Source organism: Nocardioides sp. LMS-CY, assembly GCF_018732145.1.
Lineage (GTDB): Bacteria > Actinomycetota > Actinomycetes > Propionibacteriales > Nocardioidaceae > Nocardioides > Nocardioides soli.
In genome coordinates, this window is sequence record NZ_CP076104.1 from 4,176,984 (window position 1) to 4,201,094 (window position 24,111).

The 24,111-nt window shown below is 72.2% G+C and carries 22 protein-coding genes and 1 riboswitch; of the genes, 6 read left to right on the forward strand and 16 right to left on the reverse strand.

The window, feature by feature from the left end:
* Positions 1-42 precede the first annotated feature (42 nt).
* The 3 genes from KM427_RS19815 to KM427_RS19825 form a co-directional block, all read right to left on the reverse strand.
* Positions 43-1,248, reverse strand: coding sequence for an MFS transporter (locus KM427_RS19815; RefSeq protein ID WP_215525041.1), 1,206 nt, complete (start codon positions 1,246-1,248; stop codon positions 43-45).
* A gap of 126 nt (positions 1,249-1,374) precedes the next feature.
* Positions 1,375-1,881 (reverse strand): hypothetical protein, encoded by a 507-nt coding sequence (locus KM427_RS19820; RefSeq protein ID WP_183591522.1) that lies wholly within the window; start codon positions 1,879-1,881, stop codon positions 1,375-1,377.
* A complete protein-coding gene (locus tag KM427_RS19825; RefSeq protein WP_215525042.1) occupies positions 1,874-4,066 on the reverse strand; it encodes an NADP-dependent isocitrate dehydrogenase in 2,193 nt (730 codons plus the stop codon). Before KM427_RS19825 ends, KM427_RS19820 begins: the two co-directional genes overlap by 8 nt.
* A gap of 170 nt (positions 4,067-4,236) precedes the next feature.
* Here KM427_RS19825 and KM427_RS19830 point away from each other — a divergent pair, with 170 nt between their 5' ends.
* Entirely contained in the window at positions 4,237-5,340 is a 1,104-nt protein-coding gene (locus KM427_RS19830) for an MIP/aquaporin family protein (RefSeq protein ID WP_215525043.1), read from the forward strand.
* A gap of 17 nt (positions 5,341-5,357) precedes the next feature.
* On the opposite strand, the gene KM427_RS19835 is transcribed toward KM427_RS19830, so the two are convergent.
* Complete coding sequence (locus KM427_RS19835; RefSeq protein ID WP_183591525.1) at positions 5,358-6,029, reverse strand: hypothetical protein; 672 nt, start codon at positions 6,027-6,029, stop codon at positions 5,358-5,360.
* 86 nt (positions 6,030-6,115) lie between these two features.
* Here KM427_RS19835 and KM427_RS19840 point away from each other — a divergent pair, with 86 nt between their 5' ends.
* The gene (locus tag KM427_RS19840; RefSeq protein ID WP_183591526.1) at positions 6,116-7,102 is read left to right on the forward strand and encodes a malate dehydrogenase; all 987 of its coding nucleotides are present in this window, start codon (positions 6,116-6,118) and stop codon (positions 7,100-7,102) included.
* 75 nt (positions 7,103-7,177) lie between these two features.
* Here KM427_RS19840 and KM427_RS19845 read toward each other — a convergent pair whose 3' ends face one another.
* From KM427_RS19845 to KM427_RS19865, 5 genes are all read right to left on the reverse strand, one after another.
* On the reverse strand, positions 7,178-7,543 hold the full coding sequence (locus KM427_RS19845; RefSeq protein WP_215525044.1) for a DUF3017 domain-containing protein: 366 nt from the start codon (positions 7,541-7,543) through the stop codon (positions 7,178-7,180).
* Positions 7,540-8,385 carry a bifunctional methylenetetrahydrofolate dehydrogenase/methenyltetrahydrofolate cyclohydrolase gene (locus tag KM427_RS19850; protein WP_215525045.1) on the reverse strand — a complete coding sequence of 282 codons (846 nt, stop codon included), beginning with the start codon at positions 8,383-8,385 and terminating at the stop codon, positions 7,540-7,542. Before KM427_RS19850 ends, KM427_RS19845 begins: the two co-directional genes overlap by 4 nt.
* A 30-nt stretch (positions 8,386-8,415) precedes the next feature.
* Positions 8,416-10,014: a bifunctional phosphoribosylaminoimidazolecarboxamide formyltransferase/IMP cyclohydrolase gene (gene purH / locus KM427_RS19855; protein WP_252274697.1), complete on the reverse strand. Its 1,599-nt coding sequence runs from the start codon at positions 10,012-10,014 to the stop codon at positions 8,416-8,418.
* Positions 10,015-10,048: 34 nt separating this feature from the next.
* A riboswitch (ZMP/ZTP riboswitch) is annotated at positions 10,049-10,124 on the reverse strand.
* Positions 10,125-10,126: 2 nt separating this feature from the next.
* Positions 10,127-10,756, reverse strand: a complete 630-nt coding sequence (purN, locus tag KM427_RS19860; RefSeq protein WP_183591530.1) for a phosphoribosylglycinamide formyltransferase — start codon at positions 10,754-10,756, stop codon at positions 10,127-10,129.
* 10 nt (positions 10,757-10,766) lie between these two features.
* Positions 10,767-12,038, reverse strand: coding sequence for a cell division protein PerM (locus tag KM427_RS19865; protein ID WP_215525046.1), 1,272 nt, complete (start codon positions 12,036-12,038; stop codon positions 10,767-10,769).
* A gap of 93 nt (positions 12,039-12,131) precedes the next feature.
* Here KM427_RS19865 and KM427_RS19870 point away from each other — a divergent pair, with 93 nt between their 5' ends.
* The 3 genes from KM427_RS19870 (at position 12,132) to KM427_RS19880 (ending at position 16,065) form a co-directional block, all read left to right on the forward strand.
* The gene (locus KM427_RS19870) at positions 12,132-14,069 is read left to right on the forward strand and encodes a SigE family RNA polymerase sigma factor (RefSeq protein ID WP_215525047.1); all 1,938 of its coding nucleotides are present in this window, start codon (positions 12,132-12,134) and stop codon (positions 14,067-14,069) included.
* 123 nt (positions 14,070-14,192) lie between these two features.
* A complete protein-coding gene (locus KM427_RS19875; protein ID WP_215525048.1) occupies positions 14,193-14,687 on the forward strand; it encodes an RNA polymerase sigma factor in 495 nt (164 codons plus the stop codon).
* Positions 14,680-16,065, forward strand: coding sequence for a hypothetical protein (locus KM427_RS19880; protein WP_215525049.1), 1,386 nt, complete (start codon positions 14,680-14,682; stop codon positions 16,063-16,065). The genes KM427_RS19875 and KM427_RS19880 overlap by 8 nt, the downstream gene beginning before the upstream one ends.
* Positions 16,066-16,133: 68 nt before the next feature.
* Here KM427_RS19880 and sucD read toward each other — a convergent pair whose 3' ends face one another.
* The 3 genes from sucD to icmB all read right to left on the reverse strand — a co-directional run bounded on the left by sucD (position 16,134) and on the right by icmB (position 18,806).
* A complete protein-coding gene (sucD, locus tag KM427_RS19885; RefSeq protein ID WP_183591535.1) occupies positions 16,134-17,027 on the reverse strand; it encodes a succinate--CoA ligase subunit alpha in 894 nt (297 codons plus the stop codon).
* Positions 17,028-17,039: 12 nt separating this feature from the next.
* Positions 17,040-18,206, reverse strand: coding sequence for an ADP-forming succinate--CoA ligase subunit beta (gene sucC / locus KM427_RS19890; RefSeq protein WP_183591536.1), 1,167 nt, complete (start codon positions 18,204-18,206; stop codon positions 17,040-17,042).
* A 192-nt stretch (positions 18,207-18,398) separates the two neighbouring features.
* On the reverse strand, positions 18,399-18,806 hold the full coding sequence (gene icmB / locus KM427_RS19895) for a coenzyme B12-dependent isobutyryl CoA mutase small subunit (protein WP_183591537.1): 408 nt from the start codon (positions 18,804-18,806) through the stop codon (positions 18,399-18,401).
* A 245-nt stretch (positions 18,807-19,051) separates the two neighbouring features.
* Here icmB and KM427_RS19900 point away from each other — a divergent pair, with 245 nt between their 5' ends.
* Positions 19,052-20,104: a M23 family metallopeptidase gene (locus KM427_RS19900; protein ID WP_215525050.1), complete on the forward strand. Its 1,053-nt coding sequence runs from the start codon at positions 19,052-19,054 to the stop codon at positions 20,102-20,104.
* A gap of 203 nt (positions 20,105-20,307) precedes the next feature.
* On the opposite strand, the gene pcrA is transcribed toward KM427_RS19900, so the two are convergent.
* From pcrA to KM427_RS19920, 4 genes are all read right to left on the reverse strand, one after another.
* A complete protein-coding gene (gene pcrA, locus KM427_RS19905) occupies positions 20,308-22,707 on the reverse strand; it encodes a DNA helicase PcrA (protein WP_215527694.1) in 2,400 nt (799 codons plus the stop codon).
* A 64-nt stretch (positions 22,708-22,771) separates the two neighbouring features.
* On the reverse strand, positions 22,772-23,242 hold the full coding sequence (locus KM427_RS19910; protein ID WP_215525051.1) for a hypothetical protein: 471 nt from the start codon (positions 23,240-23,242) through the stop codon (positions 22,772-22,774).
* A 7-nt stretch (positions 23,243-23,249) separates the two neighbouring features.
* On the reverse strand, positions 23,250-23,612 hold the full coding sequence (locus KM427_RS19915; protein ID WP_183591540.1) for a response regulator: 363 nt from the start codon (positions 23,610-23,612) through the stop codon (positions 23,250-23,252).
* Positions 23,613-23,663: 51 nt separating this feature from the next.
* A complete protein-coding gene (locus tag KM427_RS19920; RefSeq protein ID WP_215525052.1) occupies positions 23,664-24,110 on the reverse strand; it encodes a chemotaxis protein CheX in 447 nt (148 codons plus the stop codon).
* Position 24,111 lies beyond the last annotated feature (1 nt).

Below are 24,111 nucleotides of genomic sequence, written 5' to 3' on the forward strand. Positions count from 1 at the left end.
GCGGTCATTCTTCCGGATGGGGATGGGACGGACGCGGCAGGGTCAGCCGGTCCGCCGGTGCAGCGCGGCCGACCAGAGCAGCACGGCGATGCCGGCGACCGACAGGGCGGCACCGACCAGCGCCGGCGCCCGGTAGCCGTAGCCGGCGGCGATCACGAGGCCGCCCAGCCAGGCGCCGAGCGCGTTGGCGATGTTGATCGACGCGTGGTTCATCGCCGCGCCCAGCGTCTGCGCCTCGCCGGAGACCGACATCAGCCGCAGCTGCAGGTTGATCACGAGCACCGACCCGGTCGCCGTGACCAGGAAGATGACCGGCATCAGCCACCAGCCGTACGGCGCGACCGCCCAGACGACGAGCATCACCAGGACCGAGGCCGCCCCCGACCAGATCAGGGTACGGAACACCGACCACTCGGCCAGCCGCCCGGCCAGCCAGGTGCCGGCGACCATGCCGACGCCGAACGCCGCGGTGAACACCGGCACCGCGGACTCGGAGAGGCCAGCCACGTCGGTGACGGTCGGCGCGATGTAGGAGTAGACCGCGAACAGGCCGCCGAAGCCCACCGCACCGGCGAGCAGCGTCAGCATCGCCTGGCCGTTCCGGAAGAACAGCATCTCGCGCCGCCCGGTGGCCTCCGGGTCGCCCGGGGTGCGCGGCACGAACACGAGGACCATCAGCACGGTGAGCAGCGCCAGGCCCGCGGTCGAGAGGTACGCCGCGCGCCACCCGACCTGCTGACCGAGCCAGGTGGCGGCGGGCACGCCGACGACGTTCGCGACCGACAGGCCGAGCATCACGCTGGCGACCGCCCGGCCCCGGCGGCCGGGGCTGGCCAGGCCCGCGGCGACCAGCGACGCCACACCGAAGTAGGCGCCGTGCGGCAGGCCGTCGAGGAACCGCGCGGCGAAGAGCACGCCGTAGCTGTCGGCGGCGGCGCTGAGCACGTTGAAGACGGCGTACGCCGCCATCAGGCCGACCAGCAGCGCGCGCCGCGGCAGCCGGGCACCGAAGATCGCGATCACCGGAGCGCCGACCACCACGCCGAGCGCGTAGGCGGAGATGACGTGGCCGGCCTGCGGGATCGAGACGCCGACACCGGCGGCGACCTGCGGGAGCAGGCCCATCGTCACGAACTCGGTGGTCCCGATCGCGAACCCGCCGAGCGCGAGGGCGAGGACCGCCAGCCGATAGTGGCGCGCGGTCGTGGCCTCACCCGTCGCGGCGGGGGTCGGCGCGGTCGTCGTCACGAGGCGGGGATCTTTCCGGTTGGCGGTCGAGTCACGGCTGACGGCGTACGCAGCACTCGACAGTCTGCAACCGCGCCCGGTGCGGCGCCTATTCCTGACCGACCCGGGCCGGGGCCCGGCTGGGCGTCAGCCCAGCCGGGACACCTCGGACTCCACCACCGCGACGTCGCCGTCGGGTGGCAGGCAGGTCTGCCCCGCGAACGCCGCCGCGGTCGCATAGCTGCCGGACGCCTGCACGCTCTCGCCGTCGCGGGCGACCAGGCGGTCGCCGCCGTCGTACAGGCTCACCCGACCCGCATCGTCGATCCGGGCGTAGTACCCGGCCGGCCAGACCGGCCACAGCTCCGACCCGTCGTCGGCCCGCAGGTAGGTGCAGCGCCGCGAGTCGATCGCCAGCGCTCCGCGGATCGTCTCGGAGCCACCCGGCTGTCCGGGGATCCAGTCCGACGTCGGGACCTTGATCGCCGTCGCCTGGGTCTCCGTGCCCCGCGAGACCAGCGAGACCACCCCGAACGCCACGGCGGCGATCACGACCACGACCCCGATCATCACGACCAGGCCGCGGCGCCCGAGCGCCGGCCGCTGGTCCCAGCGGTCGAAGCTCGAGTGGATCTCCTCCGGTGCTTCAGGCAAGGGACGCCAGCGCCTCGTTGAGCGTCGCCGACGGGCGCATCACGGCGTCCGCCTTGGCGTCATCGGGGCGGTAGTAGCCGCCGATGTCGGCCGGGCTGCCCTGCACCGCGATCAGCTCCTCGACGATCTGCTGCTCGTTCGCCGCGAGTGTGTCGGCCAGCGGCTTGAACGCGGCCGCGAGGTCGGCGTCGTCGGTCTGCCGGGCGAGCTCCTGGGCCCAGTAGAGCGCCAGGTAGAAGTGCGAGCCGCGGTTGTCGATGCCGCCCAGGCGCCGGGTCGGGGACTTGTCCTCGTTGAGGAAGGTCCCGGTCGCCCGGTCGAGGGTGTCGGCGAGCACCTTCGCGGCCGGCGTGCCGGCCTGCTCGGCGTACAGCTCCAGCGAGGGCACCAGCGCGAAGAACTCGCCGAGGCTGTCCCAGCGCAGGTAGTTCTCCTTGACCAGCTGCTGCACGTGCTTGGGGGCCGAGCCGCCCGCGCCGGTCTCGAAGAGGCCGCCGCCGTTCATCAGCGGAACGACGGAGAGCATCTTCGCCGAGGTTCCGAGCTCGAGGATCGGGAACAGGTCGGTGTTGTAGTCGCGCAGCACATTGCCGGTGACCGAGATGGTGTCCTCGCCCTTGCGGATCCGCTCGAGGGAGTACGCCGTGGCCTCGGCCGGCGCCATGATCTCGATGGTGAGCCCGTCGGTGTCGTGCTCGGGCAGGTACTGCTTGACCTTGGCGATCAGGTTGGCGTCGTGGGCGCGGGCCTCGTCGAGCCAGAACACCGCCGGGGAGCCGGTGGCGCGGGCACGGGTGACGGCCAGCTTGACCCAGTCGCGGATCGGGGCGTCCTTGGTCTGGCAGGCGCGCCAGACGTCGCCCTGCTGGACGTCGTGCTCGATGAGCACGTCGCCGGCGGCGTTGACGACCTGCACCTTGCCCGCGGCGGGGACCTCGAAGGTCTTGTCGTGGGAGCCGTACTCCTCGGCCGCCTGCGCCATCAGGCCGACGTTGGGCACCGAGCCCATCGTGGCCGGGTCGAGCGCGCCGTGGGCGCGGCAGTCGTCGATGACCGCCTGGTAGACGCCGGCGTAGCTGGAGTCCGGGATCACCGCGAGGGTGTCGGCCTCCTCGCCGTCGGGGCCCCACATGTGGCCGCCGATGCGGATCATCGCCGGCATCGAGGCGTCGATGATGACGTCGGAGGGCACGTGCAGGTTGGTGATGCCGCGGTCGGAGTCGACCATCGCCATCTTCGGTCCGTCGGCGAGACCGGCCTCGACGGCCGCCTTGATCGCGGCGCCCTCGGGGAGCTTCTCGGCGGCGGAGAGCAGCCCGCCGAGGCCGTCGTTCGGCGAGATGCCGGCGGCGGCGAGCTGCTCGCCGTACTGCTCGAACAGCGCGGGGAAGAACGCCTGGACCACATGGCCGAAGATGATCGGGTCGGAGACCTTCATCATCGTCGCCTTCAGGTGCACCGAGAACAGCACGTCGTCGGCCTTGGCCCGGGCGATCTGCTCGGCGAGGAAGCCGCGCAGCGCCGCGACGTTCATGAACGCGCCGTCGACGACCTCGCCGGCAAGCACCTTCAGGCCGTCCTTGAGGACGGTCTCGGTGCCGTCGGCGGCGACGTGCTTGATGGTGAGGGTGTCGTCGGCCGGGAGCACGACGGACCGCTCGTTGGAGAAGAAGTCGTCGTGACCCATGGTGGCCACGTTGGTCTTGGAGTCGGAGCTCCACGCGCCCATCCGGTGCGGGTGGGTCTTGGCGTAGTTCTTGACCGACAGCGGCGCGCGGCGGTCGGAGTTGCCCTCGCGCAGCACCGGGTTGACCGCGGAGCCCTTGACCTTGTCGTACTTCGCCCGGATCTCCTTCTCCTCCTCGGTCGAGGGGCTCTCCGGGTAGTCGGGGATCGCGAAGCCCTGCTCCTGCAGCTCCTTGACCGCGGCCTTGAGCTGCGGGACGGAGGCGGAGACGTTGGGCAGCTTGATGATGTTGGCCTCGGGCGTCTTGGCCAGGGCGCCGAGCTCGGCGAGCGCGTCGTCGACGATGCCGAACTGAGCGAGGATCCGGCCGGACAGCGAGATGTCGCGGGTCTCGATGGCGACGCCCGCCTTACCGGCGTACGCCTGCACGATCGGGAGGAAGGAGTACGTCGCCAGCAGGGGCGCCTCGTCCGTGTGCGTGTAGATGATCTTGGCCATGAGGGTTCTGTGTCTCCTGGGGCTGGACAAAGTTCCTTGACGTCAAGATACCTGACGGGGCCGACCAACCCACCTTTGCACCCGGTTCGGGTGAGGTCCAGCGGGGGGTGGCCATGGGTAAGGTGCTGTCGCCGCGCTCGCGAGGGGCGCCGCACGAGGGAGCTGATGACATGTCCGACGCCACCATCGAACCCACCATCGAGCCCAACGTCGCACCCACCCTCCAGCAGAAGCTCATCGCCGAGGTGATCGGGACGCTCGTCCTCGTGCTGTTCGGCTGCGGCTCCGTCGTCGTCTACGGCACCGCGCAGGCCGCCAACGACGGCCGGCTGCTGCCGTCGACCGTCACCACGGTCGGCCTCACCTTCGGTCTCGTCATCGTGGTGATGGTCTACGCGTTCGGCCGGGTCTCCGGCGGCCACTTCAACCCGGCCGTCTCCGTGGGCGCCGGCATCGGCGGCCGGATGGCCTGGCGCGAGGTCGGCCTCTACATCGTCGCCCAGCTGGTGGGCGCCGTGCTGGGCGCGCTGGCGCTCTTCGTGATGATGCAGGGCTTCGCGAACTTCGACGCCGAGGGCAACATGGGCCAGAACGCCTTCGGCGACGTCGGCAGCGGCTACGCCTGGTGGGCGGCCTTCCTGCTCGAGCTCGTGCTGACCGCGGTCTTCGTGCTCGTGATCCTGGCCGTGACCGACGAGCGCAACGAGCACCCCGCCCTCGCGCCGCTCGCGATCGGCCTCACGCTGGCGGCGATCCACTTCGTGGCGATCCCCGCGACCGGCACCTCGGTCAACCCCGCCCGCTCCATCGGCCCCGCGCTCTTCGCCGGGCCCGACGCGATCAAGCAGCTCTGGCTGTTCATCCTGGCCCCGCTGATCGGCGCGGCGATCGCGGGCATCGCCTACCCGCTGCTCTTCGGCCGGGTCGGCGATCTGGTCCCGGGCTCGGGCATCAGCTTCATCCGGCCCCGCACCGCGGCGCAGACGCCCGGGTACGCCGCTCGCGACCAGTACCAGCAGCAGTGGAACCCGGAGCCGGCCGCGGCCCAGCCGATCGTCCAGGACGGCTGGCAGTGGGACCCGGTCGGCCAGCAGTGGCACCCCGTCGGCTCCACCCCGGAGCAGTGGCGGGCCCAGCAGGCCGCCGAGCAGGCAGCGGCCGAGCGGGCCGCGGCCGAGCGGGCCGCGGCCGAGCAGGCGGCGGAGCCGCCCGCGACGCCCGGGTGGCCCGAGGGCGACGACGGCGACACCCAGATCCGGCCGCCGCACCCGTGACCGTCAGCCCCTGATCGTCAGCCGCTGACGCCGGTCAGGCGGACCGTCCGGCCGGTGCCGTCCTCCTCGACCAGCCCGACGCCGCGCGCCCAGTAGGTGTCCCGCGCGCCGCTCTCGAGCGCCGAGGTCACGCGGGCGACCACAACGCCGTCGTACGAACCGGCCGGGACGGTGACGGACTCGTCCACGGCGGTGACGGTCGCGACGTCCTCGACGACTCCCGGCTGGTACGCCGTACGGAAACCGTCGCCCACGCGCGGGCTCCTCGGCATCGCGAGTCCGGCGCGGGCGCCGTCGGTGCCGGCCTGCCACTCCCCCTCGCGCCCGAACCACCACACGTTGCCCTCGTCGTCCTGGGCGAACCAGTCCGTGGTGTCCGCACCGGCCTCGGTGGTCACCCGCGCCGTGGTGGCGACGCCGTCGACCTCCGGCCCGTCGGCCACGCGGACCCGCATCCGGTGGGCCCCGCCGGCGTCGACGACCTCGTAGGTCCAGGTCCGGCCGGCGGGCAACGGCAGCCAGGTGTTGTCGACCCCGGCGACGAAGTCGTCGGGGTCGGGGCTCGGCGTCGGGATGACCAGCTGGTCGACCCCGGTCGGGGGGCTCGGCGCGGACGCCGTACCGCACCCGGCGAGACCGACGGCGACGACGGTGGCGAATGCCATCGCCATCGGCCCGCGCATCGTCATGGACCCCAGCATCGCAGGGGGACGGTGCGCTGCTAGCGTCGGGAGCCGGAAATCCACCTGCCTCGCTCGTGTGTCAAGGAGTCGTCGTGAGCTCTACCCCGTTGAAGGTCGCCGTCACCGGTGCCGCCGGTCAGATCGGCTACAGCCTGCTCTTCCGCCTCGCCAGCGGTGCGCTGCTGGGCGACCGCCCGATCGAGCTGCGGCTGCTGGAGATCACCCCGGCGCTGAAGGCCCTCGAGGGCGTCGTCATGGAGCTCGACGACTGCGCGTTCCCGAACCTGGCCGGCGTCGAGATCGGCGACGACGCCGAGAAGATCTTCGACGGCGTCAACCTGGCGCTCCTCGTCGGCGCCCGTCCCCGTGGCCCGGGCATGGAGCGCGGCGACCTGCTCTCAGCCAACGGTGCGATCTTCACCGCCCAGGGCAAGGCGCTCAACAAGGTGGCCGCCGACGACGTCCGCATCGGCGTGACCGGCAACCCGGCCAACACCAACGCGCTGATCGCGATGACCAACGCACCCGACATCCCGCAGGAGCGGTTCTCGGCGCTCACCCGCCTCGACCACAACCGCGCGATCTCGCAGCTGGCCGCCAAGACCGGCGCCGCCGTCACCGACATCAAGAAGATGACGATCTGGGGCAACCACTCCGCGACCCAGTACCCCGACGTCTTCCACGCCGAGATCGCCGGCAAGAACGCCGCCGAGGTCGTCGACGACCAGGCCTGGATCGCCGACACCTTCATCCCGACGGTCGCCAAGCGCGGCGCCGCGATCATCGAGGCCCGTGGCTCCTCCTCGGCCGCCTCGGCCGCGTCGGCCACCATCGACGCCGCCCGTGACTGGCTGCTCGGCTCCGCCACGGGCGACTGGGTGTCGATGGCGGTCGTCTCCGACGGCTCCTACGGCGTGCCCGAGGGCCTGATCTCGTCGTTCCCGGTCACCACCAAGGGCGGCGACTGGGAGATCGTCCAGGGCCTCGAGATCGACGACTTCTCCCGCGCCAAGATCGACGCCTCCACCGCGGAGCTCGCCGACGAGCGCGCCGCCGTCACGGAGCTCGGCCTGATCTGAGCCGAGTCGGCGCCAAATCTCACCCGAGTCGGCGCCAGTTTTCACCAGGACGTGAAAACTGGCGCCGACTCGGCGTTAGAGGGGCTGGTCGGGGATCGAGCTGGCCAGGAGGATCAGGGCGACGCCGGTGCCGGCGAGCAGGAGACAGTCCCACCAGCGGGCGCGGACGGCGAGCATGCCGGCGTCCTTGGCGGGCAGCACCGCCCGGACCACGGCGGCGAAGATCAGCGCCCCGCCGAACCAGCGGATGCCGCCGCGCCACGCACCGGTCGTGACGACGCCGATCGCGATGGCGACCACCGCCAGCACCAGGAGGTAGAAGCCGCCACCGATCGTCGACGGGTAGCGGCGCGGCGCGCCCTCGCCGGTGTCCTCGGCGGAGGTCGGCTCCTCCTCCTCGGCAGGATCCGGCGGCCCCGGCGGCTGGTCCGAGTCGCTCACGAGGCCTGGTGCTCGGCAGCGGTCACGATGTTGGAGAGCAGCATGGCGCGGGTCATCGGGCCGACGCCGCCCGGGTTCGGCGAGACCCACGCGGCGACGTCCCAGACGTCGTCGGCGACGTCGCCGGCGATCTTGCCGTCCACCCGGGAGACGCCGACGTCGAGCACCGCCGCCCCCGGCTTGACCATGTCGCCGGTGATGATCCCGGGCACGCCGGCGGCGGCCACGACCACGTCGGCGGTCCGGGTGTGCGCGGCGAGGTCACGGGTGCCGGTGTGGCAGAGCGTGACGGTGGAGTTCTCGCTGCGGCGGGTGAGCAGCAGCCCCAGCGGCCGGCCGACGGTGATGCCGCGGCCCACCACGACCACCTCCGCGCCGTTCAGCTCCACCCCGTGCCGGCGCAGCAGCTCGATGCAGCCGATCGGCGTGCACGGCAGCGGGCCGGCCTCGCCCAGCACGAGCTTGCCGAGGTTGGTGGGGTGCAGGCCGTCAACGTCCTTGTCGGGGTCGACCCGCGAGAGCAGCCGGAACTCGTCGAGGCCGGTCGGCTGCTGCACCAGGAAGCCGGTGCAGGCCGGGTCGGCGTTGAGCCGGTCGATCTCCGCCTCGACCTCGGCCTGAGCCGCGGTGGCCGGCAGGTCGACCCGGATCGACTCGATGCCGATCTCGGCGCAGTCCTTGTGCTTGGCCGAGACGTACCAGTGCGAACCGGGGTCGTCGCCGACGAGCACGGTGCCGAGGCCGGGTACGACGCCGCGCTCGCGCAGCTTGGCCACCCGCTCGGTCAGCTCGGCCTTGATCGCCTTGAGGGTCGCGCTGCCGTCCAGCTTCTGTGCGGTCACGGGGGTCATCCTGTCGTGCTCGTGGTCGGCTCAGTGAAAGAAGTGCCGGGTGCCGGTGAAGTACATCGTGATGCCCGCGGCCCGGCAGGCCTCGATCGTCAGCTCGTCGCGCACCGACCCGCCCGGCTGGACGATCGCGGTGACGCCGGCGTCGATCAGGATCTGCGGACCGTCCTCGAACGGGAAGAACGCGTCGGAGGCCGCGACCGAGCCGGCGGCCCGCTCCCCCGCCCGCTCGACGGCGAGCCGGCACGAGTCGACGCGGTTGACCTGGCCCATGCCGATGCCGACCGAGGCGCCGTCCTTGGCCAGCAGGATCGCGTTCGACTTCACCGACCGGCAGGCCTTCCAGGCGAAGGCGAGGTCGGCCAGCACCTCGGGCTCGGCGGCCGTGCCCGTCGCCAGCGTCCAGGTCGCGGGGTCGTCGCCGGCCGCGTCGACGTGGTCGACGCGCTGCATCAGCAGGCCGCCGCTGACCGGGCGGATCTCCACCGGCGCCGGGTGCGCGTCGACCGCGCAGACCAGGATCCGGATGTTCTTCTTGGCCTGGAGGATCTCGACGGCGCCCTCGTCGTACGCCGGCGCGACGATCACCTCGGTGAAGACCTCGGCCACCTGACGGGCCATCTCGACCGACACCGGACGGTTGACCGCGATCACGCCGCCGAACGCGGAGACCGGGTCGCACTCGTGCGCCCGCCGGTGCGCCTCGGCGACGTCGGAGCCGACGGCGATGCCGCACGGGTTGGCGTGCTTGATGATCGCGACCGCCGGCTCGGCGAAGTCGTTGGCCGCCCGCCGGGCGGCATCGGTGTCGACGTAGTTGTTGTAGGACATCTCCTTGCCGTGCAGCTGCTCGGCGCCCGCGAGACCGCTGCCGCCGAGAGCCGACTCGCTCCGGTAGAGCGCGGCCGGCTGGTGCGGGTTCTCGCCGTACCGGAGCACCGCGGCCTTCTCCCACGATGCGCCGACCCAGGCGGGGAAGCCCGTGCTCTCGCCGTCCTCGACCGAGGTGTCGGTGAGCACGCTGCCCATCCAGGACGCCACCGCCACGTCGTACGCCGCGGTGTGGGTGAACGCCTCCGCGGCGAGCAGCTGTCGCTCGGCGAGCGTGAAGCCACCGGCCGCGACCGCGGCCAGCAGGTCGGCGTAGCGCCCGGGCGAGGTGACGATCGCGACCGAGGGGTGGTTCTTGGCGGCGGCGCGGACCATGGAGGGGCCGCCGATGTCGATCTGCTCGACGCACTCGTCGGGGGTCGCCCCGGAGGCGACGGTCTGCACGAACGGGTAGAGGTTCGAGACCACCAGGTCGAAGGGCTCCACGCCGAGCTCGGCGAGCTGCTCGACGTGCGAGTCGAGGCGGCGGTCGGCCAGGATGCCCGCGTGCACGCGCGGGTGCAGGGTCTTGACCCGGCCGCCGAGGCACTCGGGGAAGCCGGTGAGATCCTCGACCTTGGTCACCGGCAGGTCCAACCCGGCGATCAGGGCGGCGGAGCCCCCGGTCGACACCAGCTCGACGCCGGCGTCGTGGAGGGCCCGCACGAGATCCTCGAGCCCGGTCTTGTCGTAGACGGAGACGAGGGCGCGCTTGATCGGGATGCGGCCCACGGAAATGGCAGAGTCGGACACGGACACTCCAGCGGTTGCGATGGTTCGGGCGGTTTGAGAGCACCCAGGCGGTCGATGCTCCCGGCTCACTCCCTGGTGGTTGCCCACCTGCGCCAGTCGTGTGGATCAGACATTAGTCGACCAGCTTGCCGAAGCGGACCCGGCGTCCCTCGACGACGAAGCCCTCGCGGGCCATCCGGCCGACCGCCTCGACGAGCATCCCGCGCTCCGCGCCCTTGATCCGCTCGTGCAGGGTCTCGACGGTGTCGCCGTCGAGCACCCCGACCGCCCGCTGGTCGATGATCGGGCCCGTGTCGACGCCGGGGTCGACCACGAACAGCGTCGCGCCGGTGACCTTCACGCCGTACGCCAGCGCGTCGGCCGGCCCGGTCATCCCGGGGAAGGACGGCGACAGCGCCGGGTGGGTGTTGACGACCTTGCCGCCGTAGAGCGCGAGGAAGGTGCTGCCGAAGAGCTTCATGAAGCCCGCGGACACGATGATGTCGGGGTCGTACGCCGCGACCGCGCCGGCCAGCGCGGCGTCCCACTCCTCGCGGGTCTCGTAGTCCTTGACGCGCACCACGAACGTCGGGAGTCCCGCGCGCTCGGCCCGGGCGAGCCCCTCGACGCCGTCGCGGTCGGCGCCGACGGCGACCACCTGGGCGCCGTACGCCGGGTCGGTGCACGCGTCGAGGAGCGCCTGCAGGTTGGTGCCGCTGCCGGAGACGAGAACGACCAGGGCAGCGGGCTCGGTGCGCGACACGCGAGGGAGTCTAGGACGCTTCGCCCTCGGCGCGGGCGGCGCGGCGCTGCCACCAGGTCATCGCCACTCCGCCGACGACGCCGCCGATGCCGAACGCGGTCACGGCGTGCACCAGCACATCCATCGCGTCGGGGCCGATCTCGCGCATCCGGCCGGGGCCGGCCGCGCCGCCGGACACCACGGTGAGGGCGCCGAGCAGGAGGCCGGCCAGCACGCCGCCGACGCAGCCGCGGACCGCGCCCTCCTCCCACCGCAGAGTGGGGATGCGCCGCTGGGCGGCCGCGGCCGCGACGGCGGCGGTCAGCGGCGGGACCGCGATCAGGTACGCCGCCCACGCCGGCGTGGCGCCGTTGTCGGGCAGCGCGGCGAGCAGCGGGAACATCGGCACCGGCCCCAGCGAGACCAGGCTCGGCGACACCAGCGTGCCGGTGCCGACGAGGAAGCCTGGGCCGAGCAGGTAGCTGCCGGCGTACACGACCGCGTTGGGCACCAGCGTCGCGGTGAGCGTCGTGTAGATCGCCGCGTCGCCGACACCGGCGTGCAGGCGGGACATCACGTTGACCGCCGTACCGAAGTCGGCGACCAGGGCGGCCAGGAAGAGCACCGTCGAGGCGACCAGGAACGTGGCGAGGATGCGCAGGCCGCCGGCGAGGCCCGCGCGCAGCCAGGCGGGCACGTCCGCGGCCCAGATCGCGAGCCGCCCCGAGCCGGTCGCGATGCCGGTCCAGCCGAAGGCGGCACACAGCAGGAACGACCAGACCACCACCCGACCGAGCGACGGCGAGGTGGTGTCGGACGACACCAGCAGACAGGTACCGACCGTCACCGCCAGGTAGCCGGCGGTGAACGCCGCCGCCGCGGTCGGGACCGTCCAGTCCCGCTCGCCGTCGGCGATCCGGTCGGCGTCGGGGCCGTGGCCCGAGATCGCGTCGCCGACGCGGTGTCCCACCCGCCAGGCCGACCACGCGCAGAGCGCGGAGATGCCGAGCGGGACGATCGTGACCGCGACGCCGCCGATCATGACCCCGGAGCCGTGGGCCATCAGCCAGCCGAACGCCCCGACGCGCAGCCCGTCGCGGGGGGTGCCGTGGGCGCCGGCGTCGGTGAGGAACCAGCCGAGCACCCCGACGGCGAGACAGACCACGAGGACCGCACCGGCCGCGGCGGCGCCGCCGAGCAAGGCGACCGGGACCAGCGGCGAGCGGTGCCGGGGATCGGCTCCGCTCCGACCGGCCCGGGACGTGGACCCGGCCGGGAAGGACCCGGGAAGCAGCGACGTCATGGTCCGGACATCATCACCCGCTCCCGACCCCGGAGCCGGGCGCACACGCCGAATCGGTGCGGATGTGCGGCGCAGGCTACCGTGGAGTCAGCCATGACGGAGCCCGACCAGTTCGACCAGTTCTACAAGGACGTCCGCACCCGCCTGCTGCTGCTGACGTACTGCCTCACCGGCGACCTCTCGTCCTCCCGCGCCGCGGTCCGCGACGCCTTCGTGGTCGCCTGGCACCACTGGCGCAAGGTCACCCGCGTGGAGGACCCCGAGGGCTGGGTCCGTGAGCACGCGTGCCGCCATGCGCAACGCCGGCACACCGCGAAGCTCTGGCACCGCGAGAAGAGCCTCGATGCCGAGGTGAAGGCCACGCTCGACGCCCTGGCGAAGCTGTCGATGACCCAGCGCCGGGTGCTGCTGATCACCGAGCTCACCAGCGCCTCGCTCACCGCGATGGCCCGCGAGGTCGGACTCCCCCGCACCGAGGCGGAGCGCGAGCTGCAGACCGCGACGTCGACCTTCGCGCTGCACCGCGAGGTGCCCACCACGAGCGTGCGCAGCGTGCTCGAGGCGGTCCGCGGGCACGTGGAGAACGTCCGCTGGCCCCGCTCCACGATCATCCGCCGCGCCGGCGCGGCCCGAAGGCGTACGCACACCGTGATCGGCGTCGCCGCCACCGCCGCCGCGCTCGTGATCACCGGCACGCTCGTCACCGACGCCGACGGCGTGCGCCCGACGCTGGCCGGCGAGCGGATCGAGGGTCAGGCGGCCGGTGCCCAGCAGCGGGAGCCGGTCGCGCTGCCCGAGGACTCCATGCTCGACGGCGACGACGTCGCCCGCACCGTGTCCGGGGCCGCCTCCGACACCTGGAGCATCGCGAGCACCGACGACAACTCCACTCGCAACGGCCTGGTGATGACCTGCCAGGAGAGCCGGTACGCCGCACCGCGCAACCGTCCCGACGCGGCGCTGGTGCGGGTCTTCGACCCCCAGCGGACCCAGAGCCAGTCGACCCAGAGCCAGTCGACCCAGAGCCAGCCGACCCAGAGCCAGCCGACCGCGAAGCCGCAGGCGACGGGCAAGGCCGCGCGGCGGGCGACCGTGGTGATCCAGGCCGCGGAGGCGGCGCGCACCGAGCGGGCCGCGATCCGGGCGTACGACGCGGCGAGCCGGTGGTTCGCCGACTGTCGTGAGGACCGGGCGCAGCTGCTCACGACGTACGGCGCCGCGGGCATCGGCGACGAGGCGGTGGTCTTCGAGCTCCGCACCTGGGCCGACCCCGCGACGAGCGTGATCGCCGGCGTGGCCCGCACCGGCAGCTTCACCACGACGACGGTGGCCAGCACACCCGGCGACGCCGGACCCCGGCCCCGCACGGTGGCGCGGCTGCTCGCGGCCGGGGTCGACCGGCTGTGCGAGCTCCCCCAGGGGGGCACCTGCGCGACCGACCCGTCGACCCGGAGGTCGGCACCGGTCCCGGTGGGCGCGGCGCCCGGCATGCTCTCCGAGGTCGACCTGCCGCCCGCCACCGGCGTACGCCGGCCCTGGGTCGGCACAGAGCCGCGCCGCGCGCTCGACAACGCCGCGGCGACCCACTGCGACGACACCGACTTCACCACGCGCGGGATGAGCAACAACCTCACCCGCACCTTCCTGATCCCGAAGGCGAAGCTGCCGAGCGAGTTCGGCCTCACCGAGTCGGTCGGCACGCTGCCGAAGAAGAGGGCGAAGGCCTTCGTCGGCGACGTCCGCGACAAGCTCGCGCGGTGCTCGAAGAAGCAGATGGGCACCGAGGTCACCCGGCTGCGCGAGGTACGCCGCGGCGACCGGGAGCTGACCGTGTGGCGGGTGACGACCGCGGTCACCGACGACAAGTCGATCAACTTCCTGATGGGCGTGCTGCGCCACGGCACCGCCGTGGGCCAGGTCGGCTTCGTGCCGGTCAAGGACGTCACGATCCCCCCGGAGCAGTTCCAGGCCCTCGCCGAGCGGGCCCTCGACCGGCTCCGGCAGATGCCCGCGCCGAAGACCGGCCAGTAGCCCACCCCGATCCGCTGCGCCTGCGGGAGAAATCCGCGTCGGCGTGCAACCGTGACCCCCGTCCGGGCGTATCCCTCACGATCAGCAACCCTGCTGACCACACGAGACGGGACACTTGAGTCGATGGACGAACGCGAGTTCGACGACTTCTACACCGCGTCGTTCCAGCGGATCACCGGCCAGGTCTACGCGATGATCGGCAACCGGGACGAGGCGCAGGAGTGCGTGCAGGAGGCGTTCGTGCGCGCCTGGGCGCACCGCAGGAAGCTCGAACGGGCCCAGCACCCCGAGGCGTGGGTGCGCACCACGGCGTACCGACTGGCGGTGAGCCGTTGGCGGCGCACGGTGCGCGGCCGGCGGCCGGCGGACCGGGCGGTCGGCCCGGCCACCGAGGCCCCGGCACCCAGCGAGGCGCACGTCGCGCTCGTGGCGGCGCTCAAGCAGCTCCCCGAGGCGCAGCGGCAGGCGTTGGTGCTCCACCACATCGCCGACCTGCCCGTGCACGACGTCGCCCGCGAGGTGGGCGTCCCCGAAGGAACCATCAAGGCCCGGCTCAGCCGGGGCCGCGCCGCGCTCGCCGCGCTGCTCGGCGACGAGGAAGGAGTGAGCCATGCCTGACCCGGCAGACCCCGACTTCTTGGCAGAGCTCGAGAACTTCTCCACCCCAGGACTCACCATGGACCCGCTCCCCGCCGCCGAGGTACGCCGCCGTGGCACCCGGATGCGGCGTCGCCACCAGGCGCTCGCCACCGTGGGCGCGGTCGCCGCGGTCGCGATGATCGCGACCCCGATCGCACTGGCCGCGAGCGGTGGCAACCAGGGACAGCCGCTCCCGGTCGACCAGCAGCCGCCGGGCGGCTGGACCACCACGATCCCAACGGACTTCCCACTGAAGACCGGTTTCCCGACCCCGGCCACCACCCGGCCGGCGGCCGTCGGAGAGATCCCGAACTGCGGGGACTGGCCCTCGCAGAAGCCCGCTGACGACCTGGCCGTGCGGTACCGAGGCGAGTCGGAGGACTACGCACAGCGCTGGCTGGTCGTCTACCCCGACGAGGCCACCGCGGCCGCGGAGCTCGACGCCCTGCGGAACGCGACGGCCGATTGCGCGCCCGTCCCGGGCGGACAGGGCATCGAGATGTTCTTCAGCTCGGTGCCGGCCCCGGACCAGCTCACGGCCGACGACGCCTACGCCTACACCCAGCAGGCCCGCCACGACGACGGCCTGATCAGCGACCTGACCTTGGTGGAGGTGTTCCGCACCGGCAACGCGCTGCTCTACGACAGCGCCTACGGCTCCGCCGGCGGCGACCAAGCGGTGCAGTACGAGCTGGACCGGCGTACCGGCGCCGTCGAGCCGACCGTCGCTGCGATGTGCGTCTTCTCGATCGAGGGCTGCGACCCGGCCGCCCCGGACGCCTCCGAGGCCGTCGACGAGCCGACCGGCCTGTCGGGCACCATCCCCGACGCATTCCCGCTCGACGAGGGACTGCCCACCGACGCCGAGGGCGGCATCGGCCTCGAAGGCCCCGCCCACGAGCTGGACCTCGAGGGGTACAACGTCGAGAGCTCGCTCCGGGCCTGCGGCGCCGCTCCGACCGGGCTACCGGAGCCGGTCGACACCCTGTACGCCGGCCATCGCTCGATCTCCACCGGCATCCTGCGCCAGCTGATGACCTTCGCGTCGGCCGACGCGGCGCAGGCCTACGCCGAGGGTGTGATCGCGCCGTTCGCCGCCTGCCCGGAGGACGCCGACGAGGGCGTCAGCAAGACCTACGAGGTCGACGAGTCCGACCTCGGCGACTACGCGGCCTCGTCGGTCATGCGCGTCGAGGTGGACGGCGAGCCGGGCCCGGGTGGCCAGATCGTGCAGGTCGTCCGGGTCGGCCAGGCGGTGCTGCAGACGCTGGTCAACCACGACGGCGACGCGTTCGACGCCGACGCGGTCACGGCCCACCTGGACGGTGCCCGGGCCGTCGTCGACGAGATGGACTGACCCGAAATCGCCGAGTCGGCGCCAGATCTCCACCTGATGGTGAGATCTGGCGCCGACTCGGCGTTGGATCAGAGGCTCTGCAGGACCTCACGCATCAGCGCGGCGGTCTCGGACGGCGTCTTGCCGACCTTCACGCCGACCGCCTCGAGGGCCTCCTTCTTGGCCTGGGCGGTGCCGGAGGAGCCGGAGACGATGGCGCCGGCGTGGCCCATGGTCTTGCCCTCCGGGGCGGTGAAGCCCGCGACATACCCGACGACGGGCTTGGTCACGTGGTCCTTGATGTACGCCGCGGCCCGCTCCTCGGCGTCGCCGCCGATCTCGCCGATCATCACGATCGCCTTGGTCTCCGGGTCGGCCTCGAACGCCGCGAGGGCGTCGATGTGGGTGGTGCCGATGATCGGGTCACCACCGATGCCGATGGCGGTGGAGAAGCCGAAGTCCTTCAGCTCGTACATCATCTGGTAGGTCAGCGTGCCGGACTTCGACACCAGGCCGACCGGGCCCTTGCCCGCGATGGTGTGCGGGGTGATGCCGGCCAGCGACTCCCCCGGCGTGATGATGCCGGGGCAGTTGGGGCCGATCATCCGGGTGCCCCCGGAGTTGGCCGGGCTCTGCAGGTAGGACCACACCTCGGCGGTGTCCTGCACCGGCACGCCCTCGGTGATGACCACGAGCAGGCCGATGCCGGCGTCGATGGCCTCGATGCAGGCGTCCTTGGTGAAGGCCGGCGGCACGAAGACGACCGACACGTCGGCGCCGGTCTCGGCCATCGCCTCCTTGACGGTGCCGTAGACCGGGAGGTCCTGGCCGCCGAGCTCGACGGTGGTGCCGGCCTTGCGCGCGTTGACGCCGCCGACGATGTTCGAGCCCGCGTCGAGCATCAGCGTGGTGTGCTTGGAGCCCATCCCGCCCGTGATGCCCTGGACGATGATCTTGGAGTCCTTGTTGAGGTAGATCGACATCTGTTCTCGTCCTTACGCGTTCGCGAGCTCGGCGGCCTTGTCGGCCGCGCCGTCCATCGTGTCGACCTGGGTGACCAGCGGGTGGTTCAGCTCGTCCAGGATCGCGCGGCCCTTCTCGACGTTGTTGCCGTCGAGGCGCACGACGAGCGGCTTGCTCGCCTCGTCGCCGAGGATCTCCAGCGCGCCCTTGATGCCGTTGGCGACCTCGTCGCAGGCGGTGATGCCGCCGAAGACGTTGACGAAGACGCTCTTGACCTGCGGGTCGCCGAGGATCACGTCGAGGCCGTCGGCCATCACCTGAGCGTTGGCGCCGCCGCCGATGTCGAGGAAGTTGGCGGGCTTGACGCCGCCGTGGGCCTCACCGGCGTACGCGACGACGTCGAGCGTCGACATGACCAGGCCCGCGCCGTTGCCGATGATGCCGACCTGGCCGTCGAGCTTGACGTAGTTGAGGCCCTTGTCCTTGGCCTTCGCCTCGAGCTGGTCCTCCTCCTCGCGGATCACGAAGCCCTCGTGGTCGGGGTGGCGGACCTCGGACGCGTTGTCGTCGAGCGACACCTTGCCGTCGAGGGCCTCGAGCTTGTCGCCGGCCAGCCGCGCGAGCGGGTTGACCTCGACGAGCGTGGCGTCCTCCTCGACGAAGACCCGGTAGAGCGCCTGGATCATCGCGACGGCCTGCTCGAAGACCGGCTCGGGGAACTTCGCCTCGGTCGCGATCGCGCGGGCCTTCGCCTCGTCCACGCCGGCGCCCGGGTCGATCGCGATCTGCTTGACCGCGTCGGGGTTGGTCTTGGCGACCTCCTCGATCTCGACGCCGCCCTCGACGGAGGCGATGCAGAGGTACTGGCGGTTGGCGCGGTCGAGCAGGAAGGAGAAGTAGTACTCCTCCTCGGGCGGGGTCGCCGGGGTCACCAGGACCCGGTTGACCGTGAGGCCCTTGATCTCCATGCCGAGGATCTTGGACGCGTGCTCGAACGCCTCATCCGCCGTCTTGGCCAGCTTCACGCCACCGGCCTTGCCGCGGCCGCCGGCCTTGACCTGTGCCTTGATGACGGTCACGCCACCGAGCTTCTCGGCGGCGGCCTTGGCGGCCTCCGCGGTCTCGACGACGACGCCCAGCGTCGTGGTCACACCATGCTTGGCGAAGAGCTCCTTCGCCTGGTACTCCATCAGATCCACTGATCCACCAAGTCCTATTCGGTCGGAGCGAGCGAGCGGGCGCGCCCAGCCGATTGGAGGGAGCCGCCACGCGCTCGGGGTGTCCTCGGCACCTTAGACCCGCTCGCGGGAGTACGACGAGGGCGGACCGACGTGACGTGGGGCACGGCGCAGCCCGGCCGGACGGCGGCTCAGGCGGCAGTCAGGCGGCGGTCAGGCGGCGAAGTGCTCCGCGACCCAGCCGGTGATCTCACCGGTCGACGCACCGGGGGTGAACACCTTGGCCACCCCGAGCTCCTCGAGCACCGGGATGTCCTCCTCGGGGATGATCCCGCCTCCGAAGACGACGATGTCGGAGGCGTCGCGCTCGGCGAGCAGCTCGACCAGCCTCCGGAAGAGCGTCATGTGCGCGCCGGAGAGCACCGACAGCCCGATCAGGTCGGCGTCCTCCTGGATCGCGGTCTCCACGATCTGCTCGGGGGTCTGATGCAGGCCCGTATAGACCACCTCGTGTCCGGCGTCGCGCAGCGCCCGGGCGACGATCTTGGCCCCCCGGTCGTGCCCGTCGAGACCGGGCTTGCCCACCACGATGCGGATTCGGCGCGCCGCTGAGGTGCTCATGACGGGAGGCTAACCGAGCGTGATGAGCGCCACGTGGCCGGGGCCACGGTAAAAAGTCGACACGAAGGGGTTTCAGCCGGGCCGATCCGGCCGATGTGACCTCTGGACCATCTTGTGCGACGGTTGGCCAGCCAATTTCGTCGGATTCCGTCCACAAGTTGGCGGGGTTGGATTCCCGACCCCGTGATCGGTCCGTTACAGTCGGGCCTCGCCGTCTGAACCCCGAGCAGCGGAGAAGCAAATTCATGGGTAACCACCGAGCGGATCGTCGCGGCCCGCGCCGTCGTCCCTCGGACCTCCCCTCCCCGGTAGCCAGCGGCACCGCCGGCAAGCGTCGGGCCGAGAAGCCCGGCCGCCGCGCCGCCGCCCCGGCCGCCCCCGCTCCCGCGGCCGTCGTCCTCCACGAGGACGAGGAGACCCTGGTCCTGCCGATCACCCGGGACGTCCCCGAGGTGCTCACCGAGCGGCCGGTCGTCTACCAGACCTCGCGCATCGGCGGCGTGCGCGCCGCGCACACGCCGCGCACCGCGCCGTCCAAGCCGGGTGCCCGGCGCAGCTCCTCGCGCGCCCCGCTCTTCCGGGCCCTGCCGTCGGCGCCGGTGCTGCTCGGCCTCGCCGCGCTGGCCGTCTCGGTCGGCGGCGCCGTGACCGCCCAGGGCGGGCTCGACGACGAGGTGCCCCGCTTCAGCCAGGCGAGCGCCCTCAGCGGGGCCAGCCAGGTCGCCAGCGCCAGCCTCCTCGACCGGCGCACCGTCAGCCGCGACTCGCGCCGCGACGCGCTCTCCGACGCGGTCGACGCCGACCTCCAGGACGAGGTCGAGGCGCAGAACCGCGAGCGCAACGCCGCCCTGAAGAAGTTCGCCCAGCAGGCCCAGGAGCAGTCCGACAAGCTCCGGCTCAACCAGTGGACGCTGCCGCTCTCCGGCTACCGCCTCACCGCCCAGTTCGGCGCCTACAGCGGCCTGTGGTCCCACTACCACACCGGTCTCGACTTCGCGGCCCCGAGCGGCACCACCATCCACGCGGTCGCCAACGGCGTGGTGACCTCCGTCGGCTACGACGGCGCGTACGGCAACAAGACCGTCATCACGCTCAACGACGGCACCGAGCTCTGGTACTGCCACCAGACCTCGTACACCGTCAGCGAGGGCGAGCAGGTCAGCGCCGGCGACACGATCGGCTACGTCGGCTCCACCGGCAACGTCACCGGGCCGCACCTCCACCTCGAGGTCCGCCCCGGCGGCGGCGACCCGGTCGACCCGTACGCCGCGCTCGTCGTACACGGGCTTCAGCCGTAGTCACTGCTGCTGTTCGGATCACCGGGTTTCGAGACGGGCCTGGCGGCCCTCCTCAACCACCGTGGAGACGGGCCTGGCGGCCCTCCTCAACCACCGTGGAGACGGGCCTGGCGGCCCTCCTCAACCACCGTGGAGACGGGCCTGGCGGCCCTCCTCAACCACCGTGCTCACGGCCCTAGCGGGCCTCGCACCTCAACCTGCGGCTACAGCTTCTCGACCGGCGCATAGCGCAGCAGCAGCCGCTTGACGCCCTCGGAACCGAAGTCGATCGAGGCGACGGACTTCTCCCCCGCGCCCTCCAGGGCGACCACCGTGCCCAGGCCGAACGAGTCGTGCAGCACCCGGTCGCCGGGCTCGAGGCTGGGGATCTCTCGCGCCGGCTTGGCGCGGGCCGCGGCGTCGGCGCGCACGGCGGCGGCCGAGAAGTTGCGCCGGCCGGCGGCGGTGGGTTCGCCGAACCGCTGGCCGCCGGAGAGGTCCGGCCGGCTCCACCGGGTCTGGGCGGCCTCGGTGCGCCGCCAGTCGACGAGATCGACCGGCAACTCGTCGAGGAAGCGCGAGCCGGGGTTGTGCGACGGCGCGCCCCAGGCCGAGCGCACCACCGCACGCGAGATGTAGAGCCGCTCGCGGGCCCGGGTCACCCCGACGTACGCCAGGCGGCGCTCCTCCTCCAGCTCCGGCTGGTCGCCGAGCGCACGGGCGTGCGGGAAGACGCCGTCCTCGAGGCCGGTGAGGAAGACGACGGGGAACTCCAGGCCCTTCGCCGTGTGCAGCGTCATCAGCGTGACGACGCCGGAGTCCTCGGGGTCGTCGTCGGGGATCTGGTCGGTGTCCGCCACCAGCGCGACCCGCTCGAGGAAGTCGGCCAGGCCCGGGGCGACGATGCCGGCCTCGACGTCGGTCGGGTCGGCCGACGGGCCGGCCAGCGGGTCCTCGGCGAACTCCCGGGCCACCGCGACCAGCTCGGCGAGGTTCTCCAGCCGGGTCTCGTCCTGCGGGTCGTCGCTCTCCTCCAGCCAGGTGAGGTAGCCGGAGCGGGCGAGCACGGTCTCCAGGACGACGTCGGCGCGCTCACCCGCGTCGACCATCGACTGCAGCTCCTCGACCATCGCCACGAAGCCCTGGATCTGGGTGAGTGAGCGGGTGGCCAGGCCGGGGGCGTCCTGGGCCCGGCGCAGCGCCTCCCAGAACGTGATCCGGTCGCGCTCGGCCAGCGCGTTGACGCACGCGACGGCGCGGTCGCCGATGCCGCGCTTGGGGGTGTTCAGGATCCGCCGCAGCGACACCTGGTCGGCCGGGTTGACCAGCATCCGCAGGTAGGCGAGCGCGTCGCGCACCTCGCGGCGCTCGTAGAACCGGACCCCACCGACCACCTTGTAGGGCATCCCGGTGCGGATGAAGACCTCCTCGAACACCCGCGACTGCGCGTTCGTGCGGTAGAACACCGCGACGTCGCCGGGGCGGTGGGCGCCCTCGTCGGTGAGCTTGTCGATCTCCTCGGAGACGAACCGGGCCTCGTCGCGCTCGTCGTCGGCGACGTACCCGACGATCCGCTCGCCGTCGCCGGCGTCGGACCACAGCCGCTTCTCCTTGCGGCCCTTGTTGTGGCCGATCACCGAGTTGGCGGCGGTCAGGATGGTCTGCGTGGAGCGGTAGTTCTGCTCCAGCAGGATCGAGGTCGCGTTGGGGAAGTCCTGCTCGAAGTCGAGGATGTTGCGGATGTTGGCGCCGCGGAAGGCGTAGATCGACTGGTCGGCGTCGCCGACGACCATCAGCTCGGCCGGCTCGACCCGCTCCGCGTCGGGGTCGGACTGCTCAGGGTCGTCCGCACAGAGCTGGTGGATCAGCGCGTACTGCGCGTGGTTGGTGTCCTGGTACTCGTCGACGAGCACGTGCCGGAACCGGCGCCGGTAGGTCTCGCGCACCTCCGGGAACGCCTGGAACAGATGCACGGTCGACATGATCAGGTCGTCGAAGTCCAGCGCGTTGGCCTCGCGGAGCCGGCGCTGGTACGCCGTGTACGCCGCGGCGTAGGTCTCCTCGAGGTGGTTGCGGGCGTCCTTGGTGGCGTCCTCGGGGTCGCGCAGCTCGTTCTTCTGGTTCGAGACCCAGTGCAGCAGCGCGCCCGGCTGGTAGCGACGCGGGTCGAGGTCGAGGTCGTTGCAGACCAGCGTCATCAGCCGCTTCTGGTCGGCGGCGTCGTAGATGGAGAAGTTGGACTTGTAGCCGAGCTTGTCGGCCTCCTTGCGCAGGATGCGCACGCAGGCCGAGTGGAACGTCGACACCCACATGATGCGGGCGCGCTTGCCGACCAGGTCCTCGACCCGCTCCTTCATCTCGGCCGCGGCCTTGTTGGTGAAGGTGATCGCGAGGATCGAGCCGGGGTGGGCCCGGCGCTCGGAGATCAGCCACGCGATCCGCCGGGTGAGCACCCGGGTCTTGCCCGACCCGGCGCCGGCCACCACCAGCAGCGGCGCCCCCTCGTGCACCACGGCGGCGCGCTGGGGCTCGTTGAGGCCTTCGAGCAGCTCCTCGCGGCTGGGGCCGCGACGGGCCGGTGCGGCGGGGGCGACGGCCTCGAGGCCGGGCAGCGGGATCGACATACTCATCTCGCGCTCCACCCTACGTGCGAGCGCCCCCAGCCCGGACCCGCGTGTGCCGGGCAGCTCAGACGGCGACGGCGATCGAGAGTCCGCCCGTGCCGTAGCCGGAGATGTCGAGCTCGAGGTCCTCGCGGCCACCGGCCTGGGCCGCCAGCGCCAGCAGGTGGGCCGGGACCGGGTCCGACGGCGCGAACGTCTCCGCCAGCCGCAGGTGGGTGTCCATGGCCTCGCCCAGCGGGGCGGCCAGCACGTTGCAGATCTCGGCGGCGTTCTCGAAGAGATTGACCGGCAGCAGCCGGTCCTCCTCCGCGGCCTGCGCGGCGCCCTTGGGGATCAGCGCGATGGCGGCGCCGGAGCGGGCCGCGAGGCCGAAGCTCATCACCGCCACGGCGCGCAAGCCGTGGGTGTCGTCGAGGTACGACGCGACGATCGGCTTCGGGATGCCCAGGTCGACCGGGGTGCCGTCGGTCAGCGCGACCTCGCGCCCGAGCAGCCCCTCGAAGAGGTCCTTGATGTCCTTGCGGTCGGGAAGCATGTCGGCCTCAGCCCAGCATTCCGGAGAGCTCGGACTCGAAGTGGTCGGCGGTGAAGGGCTTCGCGATCAGGAACATCGCGCCGGCGGCCCGCGCGGTCTCCCGCATCTCCTCGGAGCCCTCGGAGGTGACGAAGCCGAACGGCACCGGGTTGCCACCGCCGCGCAGTGCACGCAGCAGCTCGATCCCGGTCTTGTTGGGCATGTTCCAGTCGGAGAGGACCAGGTCGGGAGACTCGCTCGCGACCAGCTGCTCGGCCTCGGCGCCGTCCACGGCCTCCACGAACTCGTGATGGCCGAAGCCGGCCTGGCGCATCGTGCGCAGCACGATCTGACGCATGACCTTGCTGTCGTCGGCGATGAGGATCTTCATGGGCTACCTTCTGACCTGCCTTCCGGATGAGCTGCTGGCTGACGGCGCCGCTCAGGCGGCGTCGGGGACGATCTGGACGTAGACGGGCGCATCGCCCCACGAGACGACGAACGACTCGTCGCGCGCCGGCACCGCGGTGACCTCGCGGACCCCCGGCAGGCCCAGCGCCGACGTACCCCGAAGCGCACCCTTCACGCTCCCGCCGACGACGTTGAGCACCTCGCCCACCGCGTCGTGCACGTCGGGCTGGTCGAGCTGCTCCTCGGGGCCGAGGCCCAGCATCGCCCCGGCGATCTGGCCGGCCACCACGCTGTCGCAGGTGAGCACCAGCCGCCCGTTCCAGTCGCCGCGCAGCTCGATCTGGGCCTGCAGGCCGGTCTCGAACTCCGCGGGCCGGTCGGCCGGCCACGGCGCGGCGCTCGCGAAGAGCATGGAGCCCCACACCTGCTCGATGGCGGCGAGCACGAGCGCCTCGTCGGGCGCGCTCGAGATGGTCATG

Excerpts from the sequence above, each read along its gene's own strand:
- icmB (WP_183591537.1), bottom strand. The coding sequence starts at position 18,806 with ATGAGCACCTCAGCGGCGCGCCGAATCCGCATCGTGGTGGGCAAGCCC.
- KM427_RS19915 (WP_183591540.1), bottom strand. The coding sequence starts at position 23,612 with ATGAAGATCCTCATCGCCGACGACAGCAAGGTCATGCGTCAGATCGTG.
- KM427_RS19910 (WP_215525051.1), bottom strand. The coding sequence starts at position 23,242 with ATGCTTCCCGACCGCAAGGACATCAAGGACCTCTTCGAGGGGCTGCTC.
- pcrA (WP_215527694.1), bottom strand. The coding sequence starts at position 22,707 with ATGTCGATCCCGCTGCCCGGCCTCGAGGCCGTCGCCCCCGCCGCACCG.
- sucD (WP_183591535.1), bottom strand. The coding sequence starts at position 17,027 with ATGTCGATCTACCTCAACAAGGACTCCAAGATCATCGTCCAGGGCATC.
- KM427_RS19875 (WP_215525048.1), top strand. The coding sequence starts at position 14,193 with ATGGACGAACGCGAGTTCGACGACTTCTACACCGCGTCGTTCCAGCGG.
- KM427_RS19865 (WP_215525046.1), bottom strand. The coding sequence starts at position 12,038 with ATGACGTCGCTGCTTCCCGGGTCCTTCCCGGCCGGGTCCACGTCCCGG.
- KM427_RS19825 (WP_215525042.1), bottom strand. The coding sequence starts at position 4,066 with ATGGCCAAGATCATCTACACGCACACGGACGAGGCGCCCCTGCTGGCG.
- KM427_RS19830 (WP_215525043.1), top strand. The coding sequence starts at position 4,237 with ATGTCCGACGCCACCATCGAACCCACCATCGAGCCCAACGTCGCACCC.
- KM427_RS19835 (WP_183591525.1), bottom strand. The coding sequence starts at position 6,029 with ATGACGATGCGCGGGCCGATGGCGATGGCATTCGCCACCGTCGTCGCC.
- KM427_RS19920 (WP_215525052.1), bottom strand. The coding sequence starts at position 24,110 with ATGACCATCTCGAGCGCGCCCGACGAGGCGCTCGTGCTCGCCGCCATC.
- KM427_RS19900 (WP_215525050.1), top strand. The coding sequence starts at position 19,052 with ATGGGTAACCACCGAGCGGATCGTCGCGGCCCGCGCCGTCGTCCCTCG.
- KM427_RS19880 (WP_215525049.1), top strand. The coding sequence starts at position 14,680 with ATGCCTGACCCGGCAGACCCCGACTTCTTGGCAGAGCTCGAGAACTTC.
- KM427_RS19870 (WP_215525047.1), top strand. The coding sequence starts at position 12,132 with ATGACGGAGCCCGACCAGTTCGACCAGTTCTACAAGGACGTCCGCACC.